Here is an 18,920-nt window from a genome sequence, read left to right as displayed (position 1 = left end):
TCTAAATACGATCAGTTAGCTAAAAGCAACGGAGGCTGTAATGGCAGGCGACACTAATCAAGAAAAAGACAATGAAAAGCTTAACGATGCGGTAGAGCAAACAGAAACGAAGGATACGGGGACAAAAGAAGAAAAACAGCAGTCGACCGTCTCTTCGACTGTAGCGACTGGTGCTGAAAGTGCAGATGCTGTTGATGAAGCCAATCGTGCGATGGAAGAAAATCCTAGTGGCGCGGGTACGGAAGAAGAAGCAGTGAGCTCGGGTGGCGCAGTTCAAGAAGAGGATACTGAAAGTAGCAGCGACTCTGACGCTGCACAATCCAATGTTGTTGATAGTGTAGTTTCTAGCGGAGAATCAGGTGACGAGGCTCTGGGCAGCGGTGGTTCGGATTCTGGGGCGGGTGCCCAAGCGGTCGGTGGTGGTGATGCCTCTGGCTCTGAAGGTGGTTCGGACGCAGAAGGCAATGAAGCGCAAGGACAAGCGGTACAAACTTCATCTGCGCCAAGTGCTTCTTCAGACTCTGAAGGTTCTCAAGGTGGTGACGAGCTAGATTCAGAAACCACTGAAGAGAGCTTCGCGGTGGATGTACAAGACACCAGCGAAGAAACCACGACGCAAGTAGAAGACGATTTCGACTCCGAAACTACGAGCGAAACGTTCCAAATTAAAGTCGAAGGTGAAAATGACGCGCCAGAAGTAGGGCAAGATCTGGCATACATCATGGATGAAGATGGCACTATTACCTTCACTCAAGAACAACTTCTCGGGTACGCGAGTGATGTTGATGGCGATGATCTTGCCGCATTCAACGTGCAAGTGGGTGCTAATGCATCGGTTGTGGATAATGGTGATGGCACTTATACCGTCACACCTGATACTGATTTTAATGGTGAACTCGACTTAACGTTTGATATCAGTGATGGTCAAGAAACCATTTCTAGCTCGATTGATTTAACTGTTCGTCCAATCAATGACGCACCAGTGCCTGAAGATAAAACCTTTGAGATTGAAGAGGATGGTACGCTGATCTTCACCGATGCTGACCTGCTTGCTGGCGCAACGGATATTGAAGGCGATAACCTCACAGTTGAAGGTGTAAGTTACGATGGTGGCGACGGCATCCTGACCGACAACGGCAATGGGACTTACACTTTTGCGCCAAATGAAAATTTCAATGGTGATGTGAACTTCAGCTTTGATGTATCCGATGGCACAGATACGGTTTCTGCCAACATTGATGTAAGCGTCACACCAGTCGATGATGCGCCAGTGTCTGGCAATCTTGCTTACTCGGTGGACGAAGATGGCTCGATTCGTTTGAGCCAAGAGCAGTTGTTGTCGCAAGCTTCTGACGTGGAAGGCGATGCACTGACGGCATCTAATCTTTCGGTAGATGGCAATGCGACGGTGACTCAAAATGACGATGGTAGCTTCACCATCACGCCGGACGCAGATTTCAATGGTGATATCGACATCAGCTTCGATATCTCAGATGGCACGAATACCGTTCAAGCAACCGCTGACCTAACCGTTAATCCAATCAACGATCTGCCTGTTCCTCAAGATCAACAATTCAGTGTGGAAGAGGACGGCACTCTTCAATTTACTGATGCAGATCTGCTTGCAGGTGCTACCGACATTGAAGGCGATGACCTTTCTGTAACGGGAATCAGCTATGAAGGCACCGACGGCGTTCTAACTGACAATGGAGATGGCACATATAGCTTTGCGCCAAATGAGAACTTCAATGGCGATGTGAACTTCAGCTTCGACGTATCTGATGGCACGGATACGGTTTCAGCGAATGTAGATGTGAGCGTCACGCCGGTGAATGATCCTCCGGTGGCTGGTTCAACGTCTTACACGGTTCACGAAGACAACTCTATTACCATTTCTGACGCGCAGCTGCTGGCAAACTCTTCGGATTTAGAAGGGGATGTCTCGATTGATAGCGTGAGCTACTCTGGCAGCGATGGTGTGTTGCAAATCAATGGTGACGGTACGTACACCTTCTCTCCAAATGAAAACTTTAATGGTGAAGTGACGCTTGACGTTGTCGTCGCTGATGAAGAAGGCGCAACGGATGCCACCACTGCTGGCATTACAGTACTGGAAGTGAACGATCCACCAGTCGCAGGACCAACTTCTTACACTATTGATGAAGATTCAGTTCTGACCTTCAGTGAGTCGCAAGTGCTGTTGAATGCCTCTGATGTGGAAGGCGATGTAGAGCTTGTTGGCATTAGTTACGATGGTCCGGATGGTATTTTCACTGTTAACGATGATGGCACGTGCAGCTTCGCGCCAAACGAGAACTTTAACGGACAAGTTCAACTTGATGTGACCATTCGAGATGAAGATGGGGCAGAAGTTGATACCGTCATCAATGTGAATGTATTGCCAATCAATGATGCGCCAGTATCGGGTGATTTGGCTTACAGCGTTGATGAAGACGGTGCGATTACACTCAGCCAAGAGCAGCTTCTTTCTCAAGCGTCTGATATTGAGGGAGATGGTCTGACTGCTAGCGATTTGACTGTCGATGGAAACGCAACCGTTACAGCGAACGATGATGGCAGCTTCACGATTACACCAGATGCGGACTTTAATGGTGACATTGATATCCAATTCAACATTACAGATGGCACAGACACAATCCAAGCAACGGCGGATCTAACGGTTAATCCAGTTAACGATCTTCCTGTTCCTCAAGACCAGCAGTTCAGTGTTGAAGAAGATGGCACGCTTCAGTTTACCGATGCAGACTTGCTTGCTGGCGCGACCGATATCGATGGCGACAACTTAACGGTTGATGGCATTAGCTACACAGGCAGCGATGGTGTGCTAACTGACCACGGTGATGGTACTTACACCTTTGCACCAAACGAAAACTTCAACGGTGATGTCAGCTTTAGCTTTGGTGTTTCTGACGGTACTGAAACCGTACCTGCCAATGTGGATGTGAGCGTCACTCCAGTGAACGATCCTCCGGTTGCGGGTTCAACGTCTTACACGGTTGATGAAGATAATGCGATTACGATTTCCGACGAGCAGCTTCTGGCTAACTCTTCGGATGTGGAAGGCGCGGTGTCCATCGATAGCGTGACCTATTCAGGCACCGATGGCGTATTCCAAGACAACGGTGACGGTACTTACACCTTCATGCCGAATGAGAACTTCAGTGGTGATATCAGCCTTGATGTGATTGTGGCGGATGAGCAAGGAGCGATTGACGAAACGACCGCAGGCATTACGGTCATTGAAGTGAATGATCCTCCAGTTGCCGGTCCAACGTCTTACACGATTGATGAAGATTCAGTTCTGACATTCAGTGAGTCACAAATTCTTGCCAACGCATCTGATATCGAGGGCGATGTAGAGCTTGTTGGCATCAGCTATGAAGGCTCGGATGGTATCTTTACCGTCAATGGCGATGGTACTTGTAGTTTTGCACCAAACGAGAACTTCAATGGTCAAGTTCAGTTGGATGTGACCATTCAAGATGAAAATGGGGCAACCGTTGATACGCACATCAATGTCGATGTCTTACCAATCAACGATCCACCAGTATCGGGTGATTTGGCTTACACCATCAACGAAGACAGCTCAATTACGCTAAGCCAAGAGCAGTTGCTTGCCAAAGCGGGCGATATTGATAGCGAGAACCTTGAAGCCATCAATCTATCGACAGATGACAACGCGACAATTCAATACAACGATGATGGCAGTTACACCATCACACCGGATGAAAACTACAACGGCGACCTAGATCTGACCTTCGATATCATTGATAACGATGGTGGCTCGGTACAAGTTGGTCTGGATATTACGGTTAATCCTGTGAATGACTTGCCACAAGCGCAAGATCAACAGTTCACGGTAGAAGAAGATGGCACCTTGCTGTTCACGGATGCAGACCTATTGGAAGGCGCATCGGATATTGATGGCGATGATCTGTCTATCGAAAACGTACTCTACACAGGTGCGGATGGTGTGCTTACCGACAATGGCGATGGCACTTACAGCTTCGCGCCGAATGAAAACTTCAACGGTGATGTTCAGTTCACATTCGATGTGTCTGACGGCACAGGTTCAACACCAGCATTCATTGATGTCAGCGTGACTCCAGTGAACGATCCGCCGGTGGCAGGTTCTACGTCTTACACGGTTCAAGAAGACGGTCAAATCACCATTAGTGACGAGCAGTTGTTAGCTAACTCTTCTGATGTGGAAGGCGATGTAGCCTTGGCGAATGTTAGCTACTCTGGTAACGACGGTAGCTTCGTGGACAATGGCGACGGCACATATACCTTCACGCCAAATGAAAACTTTGACGGTAACATTTCGCTTGACGTTACAGTTATCGACCAAGATGGTGCAACGGATACAACAACCGCAGGCATCGATGTTATCGCGGTGAACGACGTACCAGAAACGTCAGGCATTCAAGCTGAAGTGGATGAAGATAACGCCATCACCATTACACAAGAACAGTTGCTTGCGAATGCGACAGACATTGAAGGTGATGACCTTGTTGCCAGCAATCTACAAACCAATGACCCAGATGCGACGATCGTAGCCAACGACGATGGTTCATTCACCATTACGCATACGGAAAACTTTAACGGTGAGTTGGACTTCACTTATAACATCAGCGATGGCGAAAATGATGTTCTTACCACGCTGGATCTGACCGTTAATCCTGTCAACGATGCGCCAGAAGCGGGCGATGAGATCTTTATTCAAGCGGAAGAAGACCAAACAGTGGGTGTTTCTCTGCGTGAAGAGCCTGCGTTACGTCTCGACCAAGCCCCTGAAAACGGCATCATTGAAGCAAATCTAAATGACGAATGGGTACAGCTAGAAGTCGGGCAGGAGGTTCCTGCAGACACGGAAGTGCGCTTCATTCCAAATGATGATGCGTTGGCGAACGGTACGCATACCACTCAAATCGGTACCTTTGATGACAATGCAAGTGTTGATGATTGGGGTGATGAAATTGACCCATATACTCGCCAGTTCACTGATGGTGATTTGACCGTCACGGTGCAGAGTAATGATGATCCGCTTGGTGCGTGGAATGGTAACACACACATTGGGCATGGTATTGGCGATACTGACCGCCAAGGCTTGAGTGGTGATGAAAAACTAACTGTGACCGTTGAAGGTCAAGACATCAACGAAATCAGCTTCCACCTAGATGGTCTAGGCGGCTGGTTTATGGAAGAGTCTCGCCACTTTACCGAAGTCGAAATTCGCGCATTCAACTCTGATGGTGACTTGATCGACTCGATGACTTACCACAAAGAAGATCGTGGTAGCTATGAGACGGATTACACCCTAACGGTGAACGAGCCGGTATCTTACTTTGAGCTAGGTACGATTCAAGGTAACGGTACTTACGTGGTTCAAAACATGACGGTATCGCAAACTTGTCATGATGAAGCGGTGTTCACTTCTATTGGCGTGGACGGCACGGAAATCACTGAAACGGTAGAACTGAATATCCGTGAAGGTGACAGTGAAATCGAACTGACGGCTGATCTGCCAAATGTGACCATTGATACCGAAGGTTCTACGCAGTTTGCCTCTGTGGTTATCACAGAAGAACAGCTTTTAGCACAAGCGAGTGATATCGATAGCGATGTTCTTGATATTCAAAACCTTGAGCTGGTGGGGGATAACGCGGAGCACGCTACGTTAACCGACAACGGCGATGGTACATGGACAGTCACACCAGATGAGAACTTCTACGGTGAGATTGAGCTTGGTTACCAAGTTACAGATGGAGAACTCACTGACGACAACATCATCAACATCAACTTCGAAGCAGTAAACGATGCGCCAATTGTTTCTGGTCCGATTGTGTTGTCGACTGATGAGGATGTGGGCATTACGTTTAGCGCGGACGATCTGCTTGCGAATGCAAGTGATGTGGAAGGCGATGCGCTGTCTATCTCTGATATCTCTTACAGCGGTGATAACGGTGAGCTTGTCGACAATGGCGACGGCACTTACACCTTTATGCCGAATGAAAACTTCAATGGTGAAGTCGACATCGACTACAAAGTCTTCGATGGCACCGATGAAGTCGATACCCATCTAGATCTGACCGTTATTCCTGTCAACGATGTGCCAGTTCCTGGTGCACCGCTGCACACTCAAATGCTAGAAAACGGCACCATCATCATCGAAGCAAAAGACCTGTTATCAGGTGCGACTGATGTGGATGGCGACATTCTGCATATCGAGAATCTGCTGCTTGTTGACCAGTCACAAGGTACGTTGACAGATAACGGCGACAACACCTTTACCTTCGAACCAACTTCGAACTTCTATGGTGAAGTGAACTTGACCTTCGACATCAGCGACGGTCAAGCAAGTGCACCAAGCACAGCGAAGATCGATGTTGAGATCGTCAACGAAGGTCCAGAGGTCAGCGGTCCTGTTGATGCGGTCGTTGATGAAGATGGCTCAATTACCATTACTCAAGAAGACTTGTTAGCGAACGCGACGGACGTGGATGGTGACAACCTTGAAGCGGTGAACCTGTCGACCAACGATCCTAATGCAACCATCGTTGAGAACGCTGATGGTAGCTTTACGATTACACCGAGCGAAAACTTCTTTGGTGAAATCGAATTTACTTATGACGTAACTGACGCGATCGAAACCGTCGCTGCGGATCTAAACCTCACCGTTAACCCAGTGAACGACCTGCCAGATGTACCTGATTTGTCCTTCACCACAGAAGACGGTGAAGCTATCACGATTACTGAAGCAGAGCTGCTGGCTCAAGCGACGGACATCGAAGGCGATGATTTATCTGTTGTGAACGTGACGAGTTTAAGCGACACGGTTCAAGTGACAGACAATGGCGATGGCACTTACACGTTAACGCCAGAGCAGGGCTTCTTTGGTAATGTTGACCTTACGTTTGATGTGAGCGATGGCACCGATGTGGTGGCGGCAAACATCGACTTGAAAGTTGAGTTCGTCAACGATGCGCCAGAAGCAGCGCCAATCGTGGCAGACGTGGACGAGGATGGCTCTATCCTCGTGACACAAGAAATGCTGCTTGAAAACGCCAGCGATCAAGATGGTGATGACCTATACGCAACGGCACTAGAAACCAATGATCCGAATGCCTCTATCGTGGATAACGGCGACGGCACCTTTACCGTTACACCTTCACAGCACTTCAATGGAGACATCGAGTTTACTTATGAAGTGAGCGACGGTGAATTGAGTGTTGCCAATGAAATGACATTGACGGTGAACCCAGTTAATGACATTCCAATTGTTGCACCTGGCATGTACCACATTGAAGAGGATGGCAGCATCCTGTTCACGCAAGAAGATCTGCTAAGTGGCGCGATTGATATTGATGGTGATGACCTCACCGTTACCAGCATTAACTACTCGGGTGATGAAGGTACTGTAACGGACAACGGTGACGGTACATTTAGCTTCGTACCAGAAGAGCACTTCAGTGGTGACTTGCAATTCAGCTTTACGGTTTCTGACGGTACTGATGAAGTTGAGCAAGACATTAATGTCCATATCGAAGCCGTGGCAGATGCGCCAGACCTAGTCATCACTGATGGCGACGGTCGAAACGTGGATGACCAAGCGATCTTGGTTGAGCCAGGCGGTATTGTTGAAGTGAACATTGCCGCAGCATTGGTTGACCAAGACTTGTCAGAAACGCTGACTGTGACCGTGGATGGTGTTCCTGAAGGTTCGGTGATCAGCTACGACAACGAAGGGGTGCTTAACGATCAAGACAACGGTATCACCAGTTTCAACGATACTGAAATCACGGTTACGTTTGAAGGTGAAACCGCGGGTTACCAAAACACAGCGGGTTACTACAAAGTCGATGAAGATGGCAACATCACGGGCGTTGAAGTGGTGTACGAAAACGCCTCTCAAGTTGGCGGCGGCGGTGACCTCGTTCCGGGACAAGATCAGTTCAGCTTCCAAATCTCGGAAGGGGAAAGCTTCAACCTATTCTTGATCCCTAACGGTCATAACTTTAATGACTTCGCGTCCATGCAAGATGGTCAATATGAGTTCCGTGCAGCAGATGGCTCTCCTGCGAACATGGATACAGTTGACCCACAACTCGTGTTTGTTGGCGCTGATGGTTCTGAAACCGTGATTCAAAGTCAATTCGGTGATGCAGTCTTCCACGGTGGTTCAAGCTCAGAGCTCAACCAAGATGGTATTGAACATACCCGAACTACCGTGAACGAAGACGGTGAACTGGTTTACGGCTTTGAAGATCTCTACGGTGGCGGCGATGCCGATTACACAGACTTCAACTTCACCATTGATGTAGGTGAAGTGAACAGCCAGATCTACAGCGGTGAAGTAACAGTAGGACCAGATGGTTCTGTAACGCTTCCAACCACAGCAATTGAACAAGAGCTACAGATTCAATTGCCAGAAGACTTTAACCAACAGCTAGAAATCAACGTAACGGCAACGGCAACAGAGCTATCAAATAATGATTCTGAAACCGTTTCTCAAACCATCTACGTCAATGCAACTGGTGCCCACATTGAACATGCGCCTGAAGCATTGCCTGTTTCAGCGATGGTTGAAGAAGATGGTTCAATCCTAATTACGCAAGAAGATTTACTCGCTAATGCGCGTGACTTGGATGGAGACCAACTGACAGCGCTGAATTTGGCTACGGATGATGAAAACATCACCATCACAGACAATGGCGACGGTACTTACACCTTAACGCCAGATGCGGACTTTAATGGTGATATCACCTTTACGTTCGATGTGTCTGATGGCGATGATGTTGTCTCTACCAACCTTGAGTTATTGGTGTCACCAGTTAATGATGCGCCTGAACCACAAGATCAAGCGTTCACTGTTGGTGAAGATGGTGTGCTGACCTTTACTGATTCGGATCTGCTAACAGGCGCTACCGACATTGAAGGGGATGACCTATCTGTTGAGGGCGTCACTTACACAGGCGCAGACGGTGTTCTTACTGACAACGGTGATGGCACATATAGCTTCGCACCAAACGAGAACTTCAATGGCGATGTGAGCTTCACTTTCGATGTTTCTGATGGCACGGATACCGTGACGGCAAATATCGATGTAACAGTGACGCCAGAGAACGATCCACCGGTTGCAGGCAGCACGGCTTACACCGTTCATGAAGACAATTCGATTACCATCAGTGACGAGCAGCTATTAGCGAACTCATCGGATATTGAAGGCGATGTGTTGATTGATAGCGTGAGCTACAGCGGTAACGATGGTGTGTTAGAAATCAACGGTGATGGTACTTACACCTTCTCACCAAACGAGAACTTCAGCGGCGAGGTGAGCCTAGATGTTGTCGTTGTCGATGAAGAAGGTGCAACGGATTCTACCACTGCTGGCATTACTGTGATTGAGGTAAATGACCCACCAATCGCAGGCGCGACTAGCTACTCAGTGAACGAAGACGAAGTCATCACCATTAGCTCTGAACAGCTGTTGGCGAACGCTTCTGACGTTGAAGGTGAAGTTGCGATTGATAGCGTGAGCTACAGCGGCTCCGACGGTATCTTTACCGATAACGGTGACGGTACATTCAGCTTCGCACCAAACGCCAACTTTGATGGCGATGTGAGCCTAGATGTTGTGGTTGTTGATGAAGACGGTGCAACTGCGGCAACTAACGCAAACATCGATGTCTTACCAATCAATGATGCACCAGTATCGGGTAACTTGGCGTACAGCGTCGACGAAGACAACTCAATCACGTTGAGTCAAGAGCAGCTTCTTGCTCAAGCATCGGATGTAGAAGGCGACGCATTAACCGCATCTAATCTAGTGGTTGATGGCGATGCAACGGTTACGGCAAACGACGATGGTAGCTTCACTATCACGCCAGATGCGAACTTTAATGGCGACATTGATATCACGTTCGATATCAACGACGGCAGCGACACTATTGTTGCAACGGCGGACCTAACCGTTAACCCAGTTAATGACTTGCCGCAGCCGGAAGATCAAGCGTTCACCATTGGTGAAGATGGTGTGTTGACCTTCACTGTTCAAGACCTGTTGGATGGTGCAACGGACATCGATGGCGATGATCTATCGGTAGAAGGTGTCACTTACACAGGCGCGGACGGTGTCCTAACTGACAATGGCGATGGTACATATAGCTTCGCACCGAATGAGAACTTCAATGGTGATGTGAACTTCACCTTCGATGTTTCCGATGGCACGGACACCGTGACTGCGAATATCGATGTGACAGTCACACCAGAGAACGATCCACCAGTGGCAGGTAGCACATCTTACACAGTGTATGAAGACAACTCGATCACCATCAGTAACGAACAGCTGTTGGCTAACTCGTCTGATATAGAAGGCGAAGTGGCGATTGATAGCGTGAGCTACAGCGGCACAGATGGTGTGTTCCAAGACAATGGTGACGGTACGTACACCTTCTCGCCAAACGAGAACTTCAATGGCGAAGTGAGCCTAGATGTTGTCGTGGTCGATGAAGACGGTGCGACGGATTCAACTACCGCAGGTATTACAGTACTTGAGGTGAACGATCCACCAATCGCAGGTGCGACTAGCTACTCAGTGAACGAAGACGAAGTCATCACCATTAGCTCTGAACAGCTATTGGCGAACGCTTCTGATGTTGAAGGTGAAGTTGCGATTGATAGCGTCAGCTACAGCGGCTCCGACGGTATCTTTACCGATAACGGTGACGGTACATTCAGCTTCGCACCAAACGCCAACTTCGATGGCGATGTCAGCCTAGATGTTGTGGTTGTTGATGAAGACGGTGCAACTGCGGCAACTAACGCAAACATCGATGTATTGCCAATCAACGATGCGCCAGTATCGGGCAACTTGGCTTACAGTGTCGATGAAGACAATTCAATTACGCTAAGCCAAGAACAGCTTCTTGCTCAAGCATCGGATGTAGAAGGCGACGCGCTAACCGCGACTAACCTAGTGGTTGACGGTGATGCAACGGTCACGGCAAACGATGATGGCAGCTTCACCATCACGCCTGATGCGAACTTCAATGGCGACATTGATATCACGTTCGACATCAACGACGGCACCGACGCTATTGTTGCAACAGCTGACCTGACGGTTAATCCAGTTAACGACCTACCACAGCCAGAAGATCAAGCGTTCACCATTGGTGAAGATGGCGTCTTGTTGTTCACTGATGAAGATCTGCTTGATGGCGCAACAGATATCGATGGCGATGACCTATCGGTTGAAGGCGTGAGCTACACAGGCGCTGATGGTGTTCTAACCGACAATGGTGATGGCACTTACAGCTTCGCGCCAAACGAAAACTTCAATGGCGACGTGAACTTTACCTTCGATGTTTCCGATGGCACGGATACCGTGACCGCAAATATCGATGTAAGCGTGACGCCAGAGAACGATCCACCAGTGGCAGGCAGCACGTCTTACACGGTGCATGAAGACAATTCGATCACCATCAGTAACGAGCAGTTATTGGCTAACTCATCTGACGTAGAAGGTGAAGTAGCAATCGACAGCGTCAGCTACAGTGGCGCAGATGGCGTGTTCCAAGACAATGGTGACGGTACTTACACCTTCTCGCCAAACGAGAACTTCAATGGTGAAGTGAGCCTAGATGTTGTCGTGGTAGATGAAGACGGTGCGACGGACTCAACCACCGCTGGCATTACTGTTCTTGAGGTGAACGACCCACCAATCGCAGGCGCGACCAGCTACTCCGTTAACGAAGATGAAGTCATCACCATTAGCTCTGAGCAGCTATTGGCGAATGCTTCTGATGTTGAAGGTGAGGTGGCGATTGATAGCGTCAGCTACAGCGGCTCCGACGGTATCTTTACTGACAACGGCGATGGCACATTCAGCTTCGCGCCAAACGAAAACTTCAACGGTGATGTCAGCCTTGATGTGGTTGTGACTGATGAAGATGGTGCAACGGTAGCAACCAATGCAAGCATCGATGTATTGCCAATCAATGATGCTCCGGTATCAGGTGATTTGGCTTACAGCGTGGATGAAGATGGTTCTATCACTCTCAGCCAAGAGCAACTTCTTGCTCAAGCCGGCGACGTGGATGGTGATGACCTAACCGCATCGAACCTGACAGTTGATGGCAATGCGACCGTTGTTGCGAATGACGATGGTAGCTTCACTATCACACCAGATGCGGACTTCAATGACGACATTGATCTGAGCTTCGACATTACGGACGGTGATGCAACCATTCAAGCGACTGCCGATCTGACTGTGAACCCAGTGAATGACCTACCAACGGTTGGTCAGCCACAGTTCGTCACGCAAGAGGATACCAGCTTCACCTTCACTGAAGAGCAACTGCTGCAAAATGCAGGTGATATCGATGGTGATAACTTAACGGTTGAAAACGTTGCCTCTGACAGCGGTACCTTGGTTGATAACGGTGACGGCACTTACACCTTCGCACCAAACGAAAACTTCGACGGCAACGTGAACGTGACGTTTGATGTCAACGATGGCACTGCAACGGTTCCTGCTGAAGCGAACATTGATGTTCAATCTGTGGTTGATATGCCAGAGTTGTCGATTGCTTCGGACTTGGTGATTGCCTCTGATAACTTCGAGTCTGGCTCGAACGGTTGGAACGCGAACACTGAGAGCTCACAAGGCTTCGAAACAGGCGACATGCTGGGTCGTATTGGTGGCACTGGCGGTGATGAAGCGGTCAGCAAAACCTACGAGATCCCAAGCGATGTTAATGAAGTGAATATCTCGTTTAGCTTCTACGAAATCGATTCTTGGGATGGCGAGTCGTTCCAAATCTTTGTGGGCGGTGAACAGCTAACCACCTTGGAAAACTCCGCGTTCCGTACTCAAGATGGCACGACAACGCTTTACGACTCAGATGGTAATGAAGTGGGTGAAGTGATCCACGGAGCCTCTCAACGTGAAGGCTTCAGTGGTTGGAACGACCAAGCTCACCAAATCAACCTGACGGTTCCTGTCGAGGATGGTGAACTGCAACTCGGCTTCGGTTCAACCTTGAATCAAGACGTTTGGGATGAATCGTTTGGTATCGACAACATCGAAATCACGGTAGCGGACGCGGATTACCAAATCATTGGTACCGAAGATACACCAGTGCCACTTGATATCGATGCAGCGTTAACCGATACAGATGGTTCAGAAAACCTCGCTATCTTGATTGAAGATGTGCCAGAAGGCAGCGCGCTATCAGCGGGTGTTGATAACGGGGACGGCACTTGGTCACTACAACCAGGCGAGCTAGAAGGACTAGAGTTTATTCCTTCTGCGGACTTCAACGGCGATGTGACGCTAATCGTGAACGCAACCTCTACGGATGTGGATACCGGAACCACGGCGACAGCGACGCAAGATGTGACAATTCATATCTCGCCGACCAATGACGCACCAGAAGTGACGGGCGATATCACAGCAGTCACTGCCGAAGACAACAGCATTACGCTGACTCAAGAGCAGTTACTGGAGCACGCTGTTGATATCGATGGCGATGACCTAAGCGCAATCAACCTGAGCACCAACGATGCAAATGCCACGGTTGAAATGAATGAGGATGGCAGTTTCACCATTACTCCAAGCGAGAACTTCTACGGTGATATCGAGTTTAGTTACGATGTCACGGATGGTGAAGAAGTGGTTGCGGCTGGTCTCGATCTATCGGTGACACCAGTCAATGATGCTCCAGAGCCACAAGATCAAGCGTTCACCGTGGGTGAGGATGGTCTTCTTACCTTCACAGACGCAGACTTGTTAACAGGCGCGACGGATGTAGAAGGTGACAACCTAACAGTTGAAGGCGTGACTTACACTGGCACGGACGGTGTCCTAACCGACAATGGCGATGGCACGTACAGCTTCGCGCCTAACGAGAACTTCAATGGCGATGTGAACTTCACGTTTGATGTATCAGACGGTACGGATACAACCTCTGCCAACATTGATGTGAGTGTGACGCCAGAGAACGATCCGCCAGTTGCAGGCAGCACGTCTTACACCGTACATGAAGACAACTCGATCACCATCAGTGATGAGCAACTACTGGCTAATTCGTCTGATATCGAGGGTGATGTTGCGATCAGCAGCGTGAGTTACAGTGGCAACGACGGTGTGCTCGAAATTAATGGCGATGGTACTTACACCTTCTCACCAAACGAAAACTTTACAGGCGATGTTAGCCTTGATGTTGTCGTGGTTGACGAGGACGGCGCGGTTGATACAACAACAGCGGGTATTACCGTTCTTGAGGTGAATGATCCACCAATCGCAGGCACAACCAGTTACACCATTGATGAAGATGAAGTCATCACCATCAGTGCAGAACAGTTGTTGGCAAACTCTTCCGATATTGAAGGTGAGGTAACACTAGATAGCGTGAGCTACAGTGGCAGCGAAGGTATCTTTACCGACAATGGTGATGGTACGTTCAGCTTTGCACCAAACCAAAACTTCAATGGTGAAGTGAACCTTGATGTTGTAGTCGTGGACGAAGATGGTGCGACCGCTTCGACGACGGCAAACATTGATGTTCTGCCAATCAATGATGCTCCAGTATCGGGTGACTTGGCTTACAGTGTCGACGAAGACAACTCAATCACGCTAAGCCAAGAACAATTGTTGGCACAAGCAACGGATGTAGAAGGTGATGCACTAACTGCATCTAACCTAGTGGTTGACGGTGATGCGACGGTTACGGCTAATGACGATGGTAGCTTTACCATTACGCCTGACGCGAACTTCAATGGCGACATTGATATCACGTTCGATATCAACGATGGCACCGATACTATCGTTGCAACGGCGGACCTAACGGTTAACCCTGTCAATGACTTACCGCAGCCAGAAGATCAAGCGTTCACCATTGGTGAAGATGGCGTGTTGACCTTCACTGATCAAGACCTACTTGATGGCGCAACGGATATCGATGGCGATGACCTATCGGTAGAAGGTGTCACTTACACTGGCGCGGACGGTGTTCTTACTGACAATGGCGATGGCACTTACAGCTTTGCTCCAAACGAGAACTTCAATGGTGATGTGAACTTTACCTTCGATGTTTCTGATGGCACGGACACCGTGACCGCGAATATCGATGTGAGTGTGACGCCAGAGAACGATCCACCGGTGGCAGGCAGCACGTCTTACACAGTGCATGAAGATAACTCGATCACCATCAGTGACGAGCAACTACTGGCTAATTCGTCTGATATCGAGGGTGATGTTGCGATCAGCAGCGTGAGTTACAGCGGTAACGACGGTGTGCTAGAAATTAATGGCGATGGTACTTACACCTTCTCTCCAAACGAGAACTTCAATGGCGAGGTCAGCCTAGACGTTGTGGTTGTCGATGATGAGGGTGCGACAGACTCAACCACTGCGGGTATTACCGTTCTTGAGGTGAACGATCCACCAATCGCAGGTGCGACAAGTTACTCTGTCAATGAAGACGAAGTCATTATCTTCACGGAAGAGCAACTGCTAGCGCAATCAAGCGATGTGGAAGGCGACGTGAGCCTAGAAAGCGTCTCTTACAGTGGTAGCGACGGCATTCTAACGGCGAATGACGATGGCACTTATAGCTTCGCGCCAAATGAAAACTTCAACGGTGGCGTAAGTCTAGACGTAGTAGTGGCTGATGAAGACGGTGCAACTGCGACAACCAACGCGAACATTGATGTATTGCCAGTCAACGATGCTCCGGTATCTGGCGATTTGGCTTACAGCGTCGATGAAGACGGTTCAATCACATTGAGTCAAGAGCAGTTACTGGCTCAAGCGGGTGACGTCGACAGCGATAATCTAGAAGCGGTGAACTTAACCGCGGTAGCCAATGCGACCGTTGTTGAGAACCAAGATGGTAGCTTCACGATTACGCCTGATGCGAACTTCAATGGCGATATCGACCTAAGTTTCGACTTGATTGATAATGATGGTGCGAGCGTGGAAGTGGGCGTCGACCTAACGGTGAACCCAATTAACGATGCGCCGCAATCAACGCCAGTGAATATTGCTGGCACCGAAGATACCACCATTCTTATCACGCAGGACATGTTGCTTGCTAACGCAACAGACATCGACAACACCTACGACGAACTGTCTGCTGTCGACCTAGTGATTGATGAGCAATACGGTGACTTGCTAGACAACGGTGATGGCACTTGGTCATTCACTCCGGCAGAGAACTTCAATGGTGATGTGCCAATGTCGTTCGGTGTTAGCGATGGTGATTTAGTGACGCCGGTTGAAGGCAATCTAAACATCGAAGCGGTTAACGATGCACCAGAAGCGCCAACCATCCAGATGCAAGGCGAAGAAGATGTGGTCATGGTGATTGACCCAGCTTACATCGCTGATCAAGTTACGGATCTTGATGGTGACGAAATCAGCGTAGAAAGCATCACGGTTCGTGCTCCTGCAAACGCGACATTAACTCAGCAGCCAGATGGTATGTACCACTTGGTAACCACTCAAGACTTCAATGGTTTGGTGGAACTGGGCTACACCGCGACGGATGGTGAAGCAGTGGTTGAAGGCTCGTTGAATGTGGATGTTATTCCAGTCAACGATGCTCCATTCAATGTGGGTAATGCCTTTATGGCAACTGACGAGGATGGCGCATTCACCTTCGACGCTGGCGACTTGATGAACTTGTTCGGCGATATCGACACTGAAAACCTAGTCGTATCACGCATTATCACCGCAGAAGGTGAAGATGGTGGTGAGGTAACAGACAACGGTGACGGTACTTGGACATTCACGCCGACTGGCGATTTTGCAGGGGTTTCTGACTTGCAAGTTGTGGTAAGTGACGGTGAGTTTGAGACGGTACTTGATGTACCAGTGTTTGTTCGCCCTGTTGCCGATGGCGCAGTCATCACAACCGACCATGATGGTCCGTTAGTCTTCGGTGAGGACGAAACAGGTCACCTAGGCTTGAATGTCGGTCTGATCGACGATTCAGAAACGCTAAGTAACCTAGTGATGACTGGTTTCCCTGTTGGCTTCGAAGTTACGGATGGTGTGAACACCATTACCATTACGGAACCGGGTCAATACATCGACTTGAACGAGTGGGATATTTCAGACCTGCAAATGACGCCTCCAGCTGACTTTAATGGCGAGTTCTTCGTAACCGTGACCGCAACAACGGTGGATTATGGTGACGAGCCAGAAGAGTTCGAAGATGGCATCGATTCAGGTGACTTCGAAACCCTAGCGGGTGAGCCCGTTATCCTAACCGCTGATGACCTAATCGGATTGGCAGAGAACGTAGATGCTGACGCGGGTGATGAAGTGAAATTCGTTCACCTAGCTGATCGCAGCCAAGGTGAGATTGTCGATAACGGTGATGGCACATGGACATTCAATCCAGCACCAGGCTTTACGGGTGAAGCGGATATCGCATACGTGATTGATAAAGACGGTGTGCTTCATGATGAGCAAACAGGTGTGGTCGTGAAAGAAGATGCGCCACAAGAGAATGCTTCTCCAGAGATCGACAGTATTTCTACCACAGAAATGGCAGCGGATGGCACCTTGTCGTTCACCAATGATGACATGCTATCGACCTTGAGCGATGCAGAAGGCGACAGCTTGAGCATTGAGTCAGTGAGCCTAATGGAAGGTCAAGGTGTGATAGAGACCGATAACCAAGGTAACTACCAATTCACACCAGCAGAAGGCTACACCGGAGATGTTCAAGTTGGCTTCATTGCAACTGACGGTGAAAACCGCATTGAGAGCTTCTTTAATGTCGACATCCAAGGTGAAGGTGAAACCACAACCAGCGAAGGCTACGCATTGGCTGATGATGGTTCACTAACCCTAACGGAAGCGCAGTTGATTGATGAGCTTGGCGTTAGCCCCTCTGCAGAAGTGTTGGATGTAGCCGATGCAAACGATGCTGGTTTCTTCGCGAAATCAGGTGACGAAGAGTGGACATACTGGCCGAACGATGACTTCGATGGCAATTTGGCTATGGATGTTCAGGTCAACGACAACGGTGAAGTATCGACTCAGAATCTGAGCATCCAAGTTGCGGACGATTCAGCGCAAAGCGACGAGCCACAAATCCAAACTGCTCAAGCATCAGCAGAGCAGCAAGTTGGCGAAGCGCAACAGCCTGAAGAGCAAGCAGCAAACGGTGCAGACAGTGAAGAGGAGAGCGCAGCTGATGTGACTGCAGCACCAGGCGATACCATTTCTATCTCGGTTCCAGATGAGGTCAGCGGTAACGAATCGGTGGATTATGCAGAAATGTCCGGTCTACCTGATGGCGCATCGGTAAGCAACGCACTGGATAATGGCGATGGCAGCTTCACATTAAGTGGCAACCTGAACCAACCAGTATCGGTTGACCTACCAGAAGGTTACGAAGGTACGAGCGAAATCCAATTCCAAGGTTACGACGAATTGGGCAGCGCAGTAGAAGGTGCGAATGGCACAGTTGAAGTTGAAGTCGATGATCAATACACCATGCAAGGTTCTGCTCAAGATCAGCAACCAGATATGGCGGGTATGGAGTCTGGCGGCAGCGACTGGACAAGTGCAGGAGGTCAAGATCAAGGTGTTGACTTCACGGATGACTCTGGCAGCTTCGACTCGGATACTCAAACAGGTACTGACCAAGGCAACGATTTCGATCAAAGCTCAATGTAACCAGTCCTAGACGAGGGCAGTGTCATTGCTGCCCAAACCAAAGCCATGCAGGGCCTACTTTGCATGGCTTTTTGTTGGGCTTCTTTCTATGAGCTGTAGAAAAAAACTTGGAAATTGAAAAAAGTATTCTTAGCTAGTTTATACCCAAGTAACCTCGAGATGTTAGGTTCAGCGAGAATGGCTTGGTTTGTAGACGCGGCGG

1 protein-coding gene is annotated in these 18,920 nt (G+C 49.0%); it reads left to right on the top strand.

Annotated elements, in window-relative coordinates:
* The first annotated feature begins 40 nt into the window (after positions 1-40).
* Entirely contained in the window at positions 41-18,718 is an 18,678-nt protein-coding gene (locus tag R7Q46_RS01760; protein ID WP_318077247.1) for a tandem-95 repeat protein, read from the top strand.
* Positions 18,719-18,920 lie beyond the last annotated feature (202 nt).

The organism is Vibrio sp. 811 (assembly GCF_033339195.1).
This window is presented reverse-complemented; position numbering and strand designations above follow the sequence as displayed.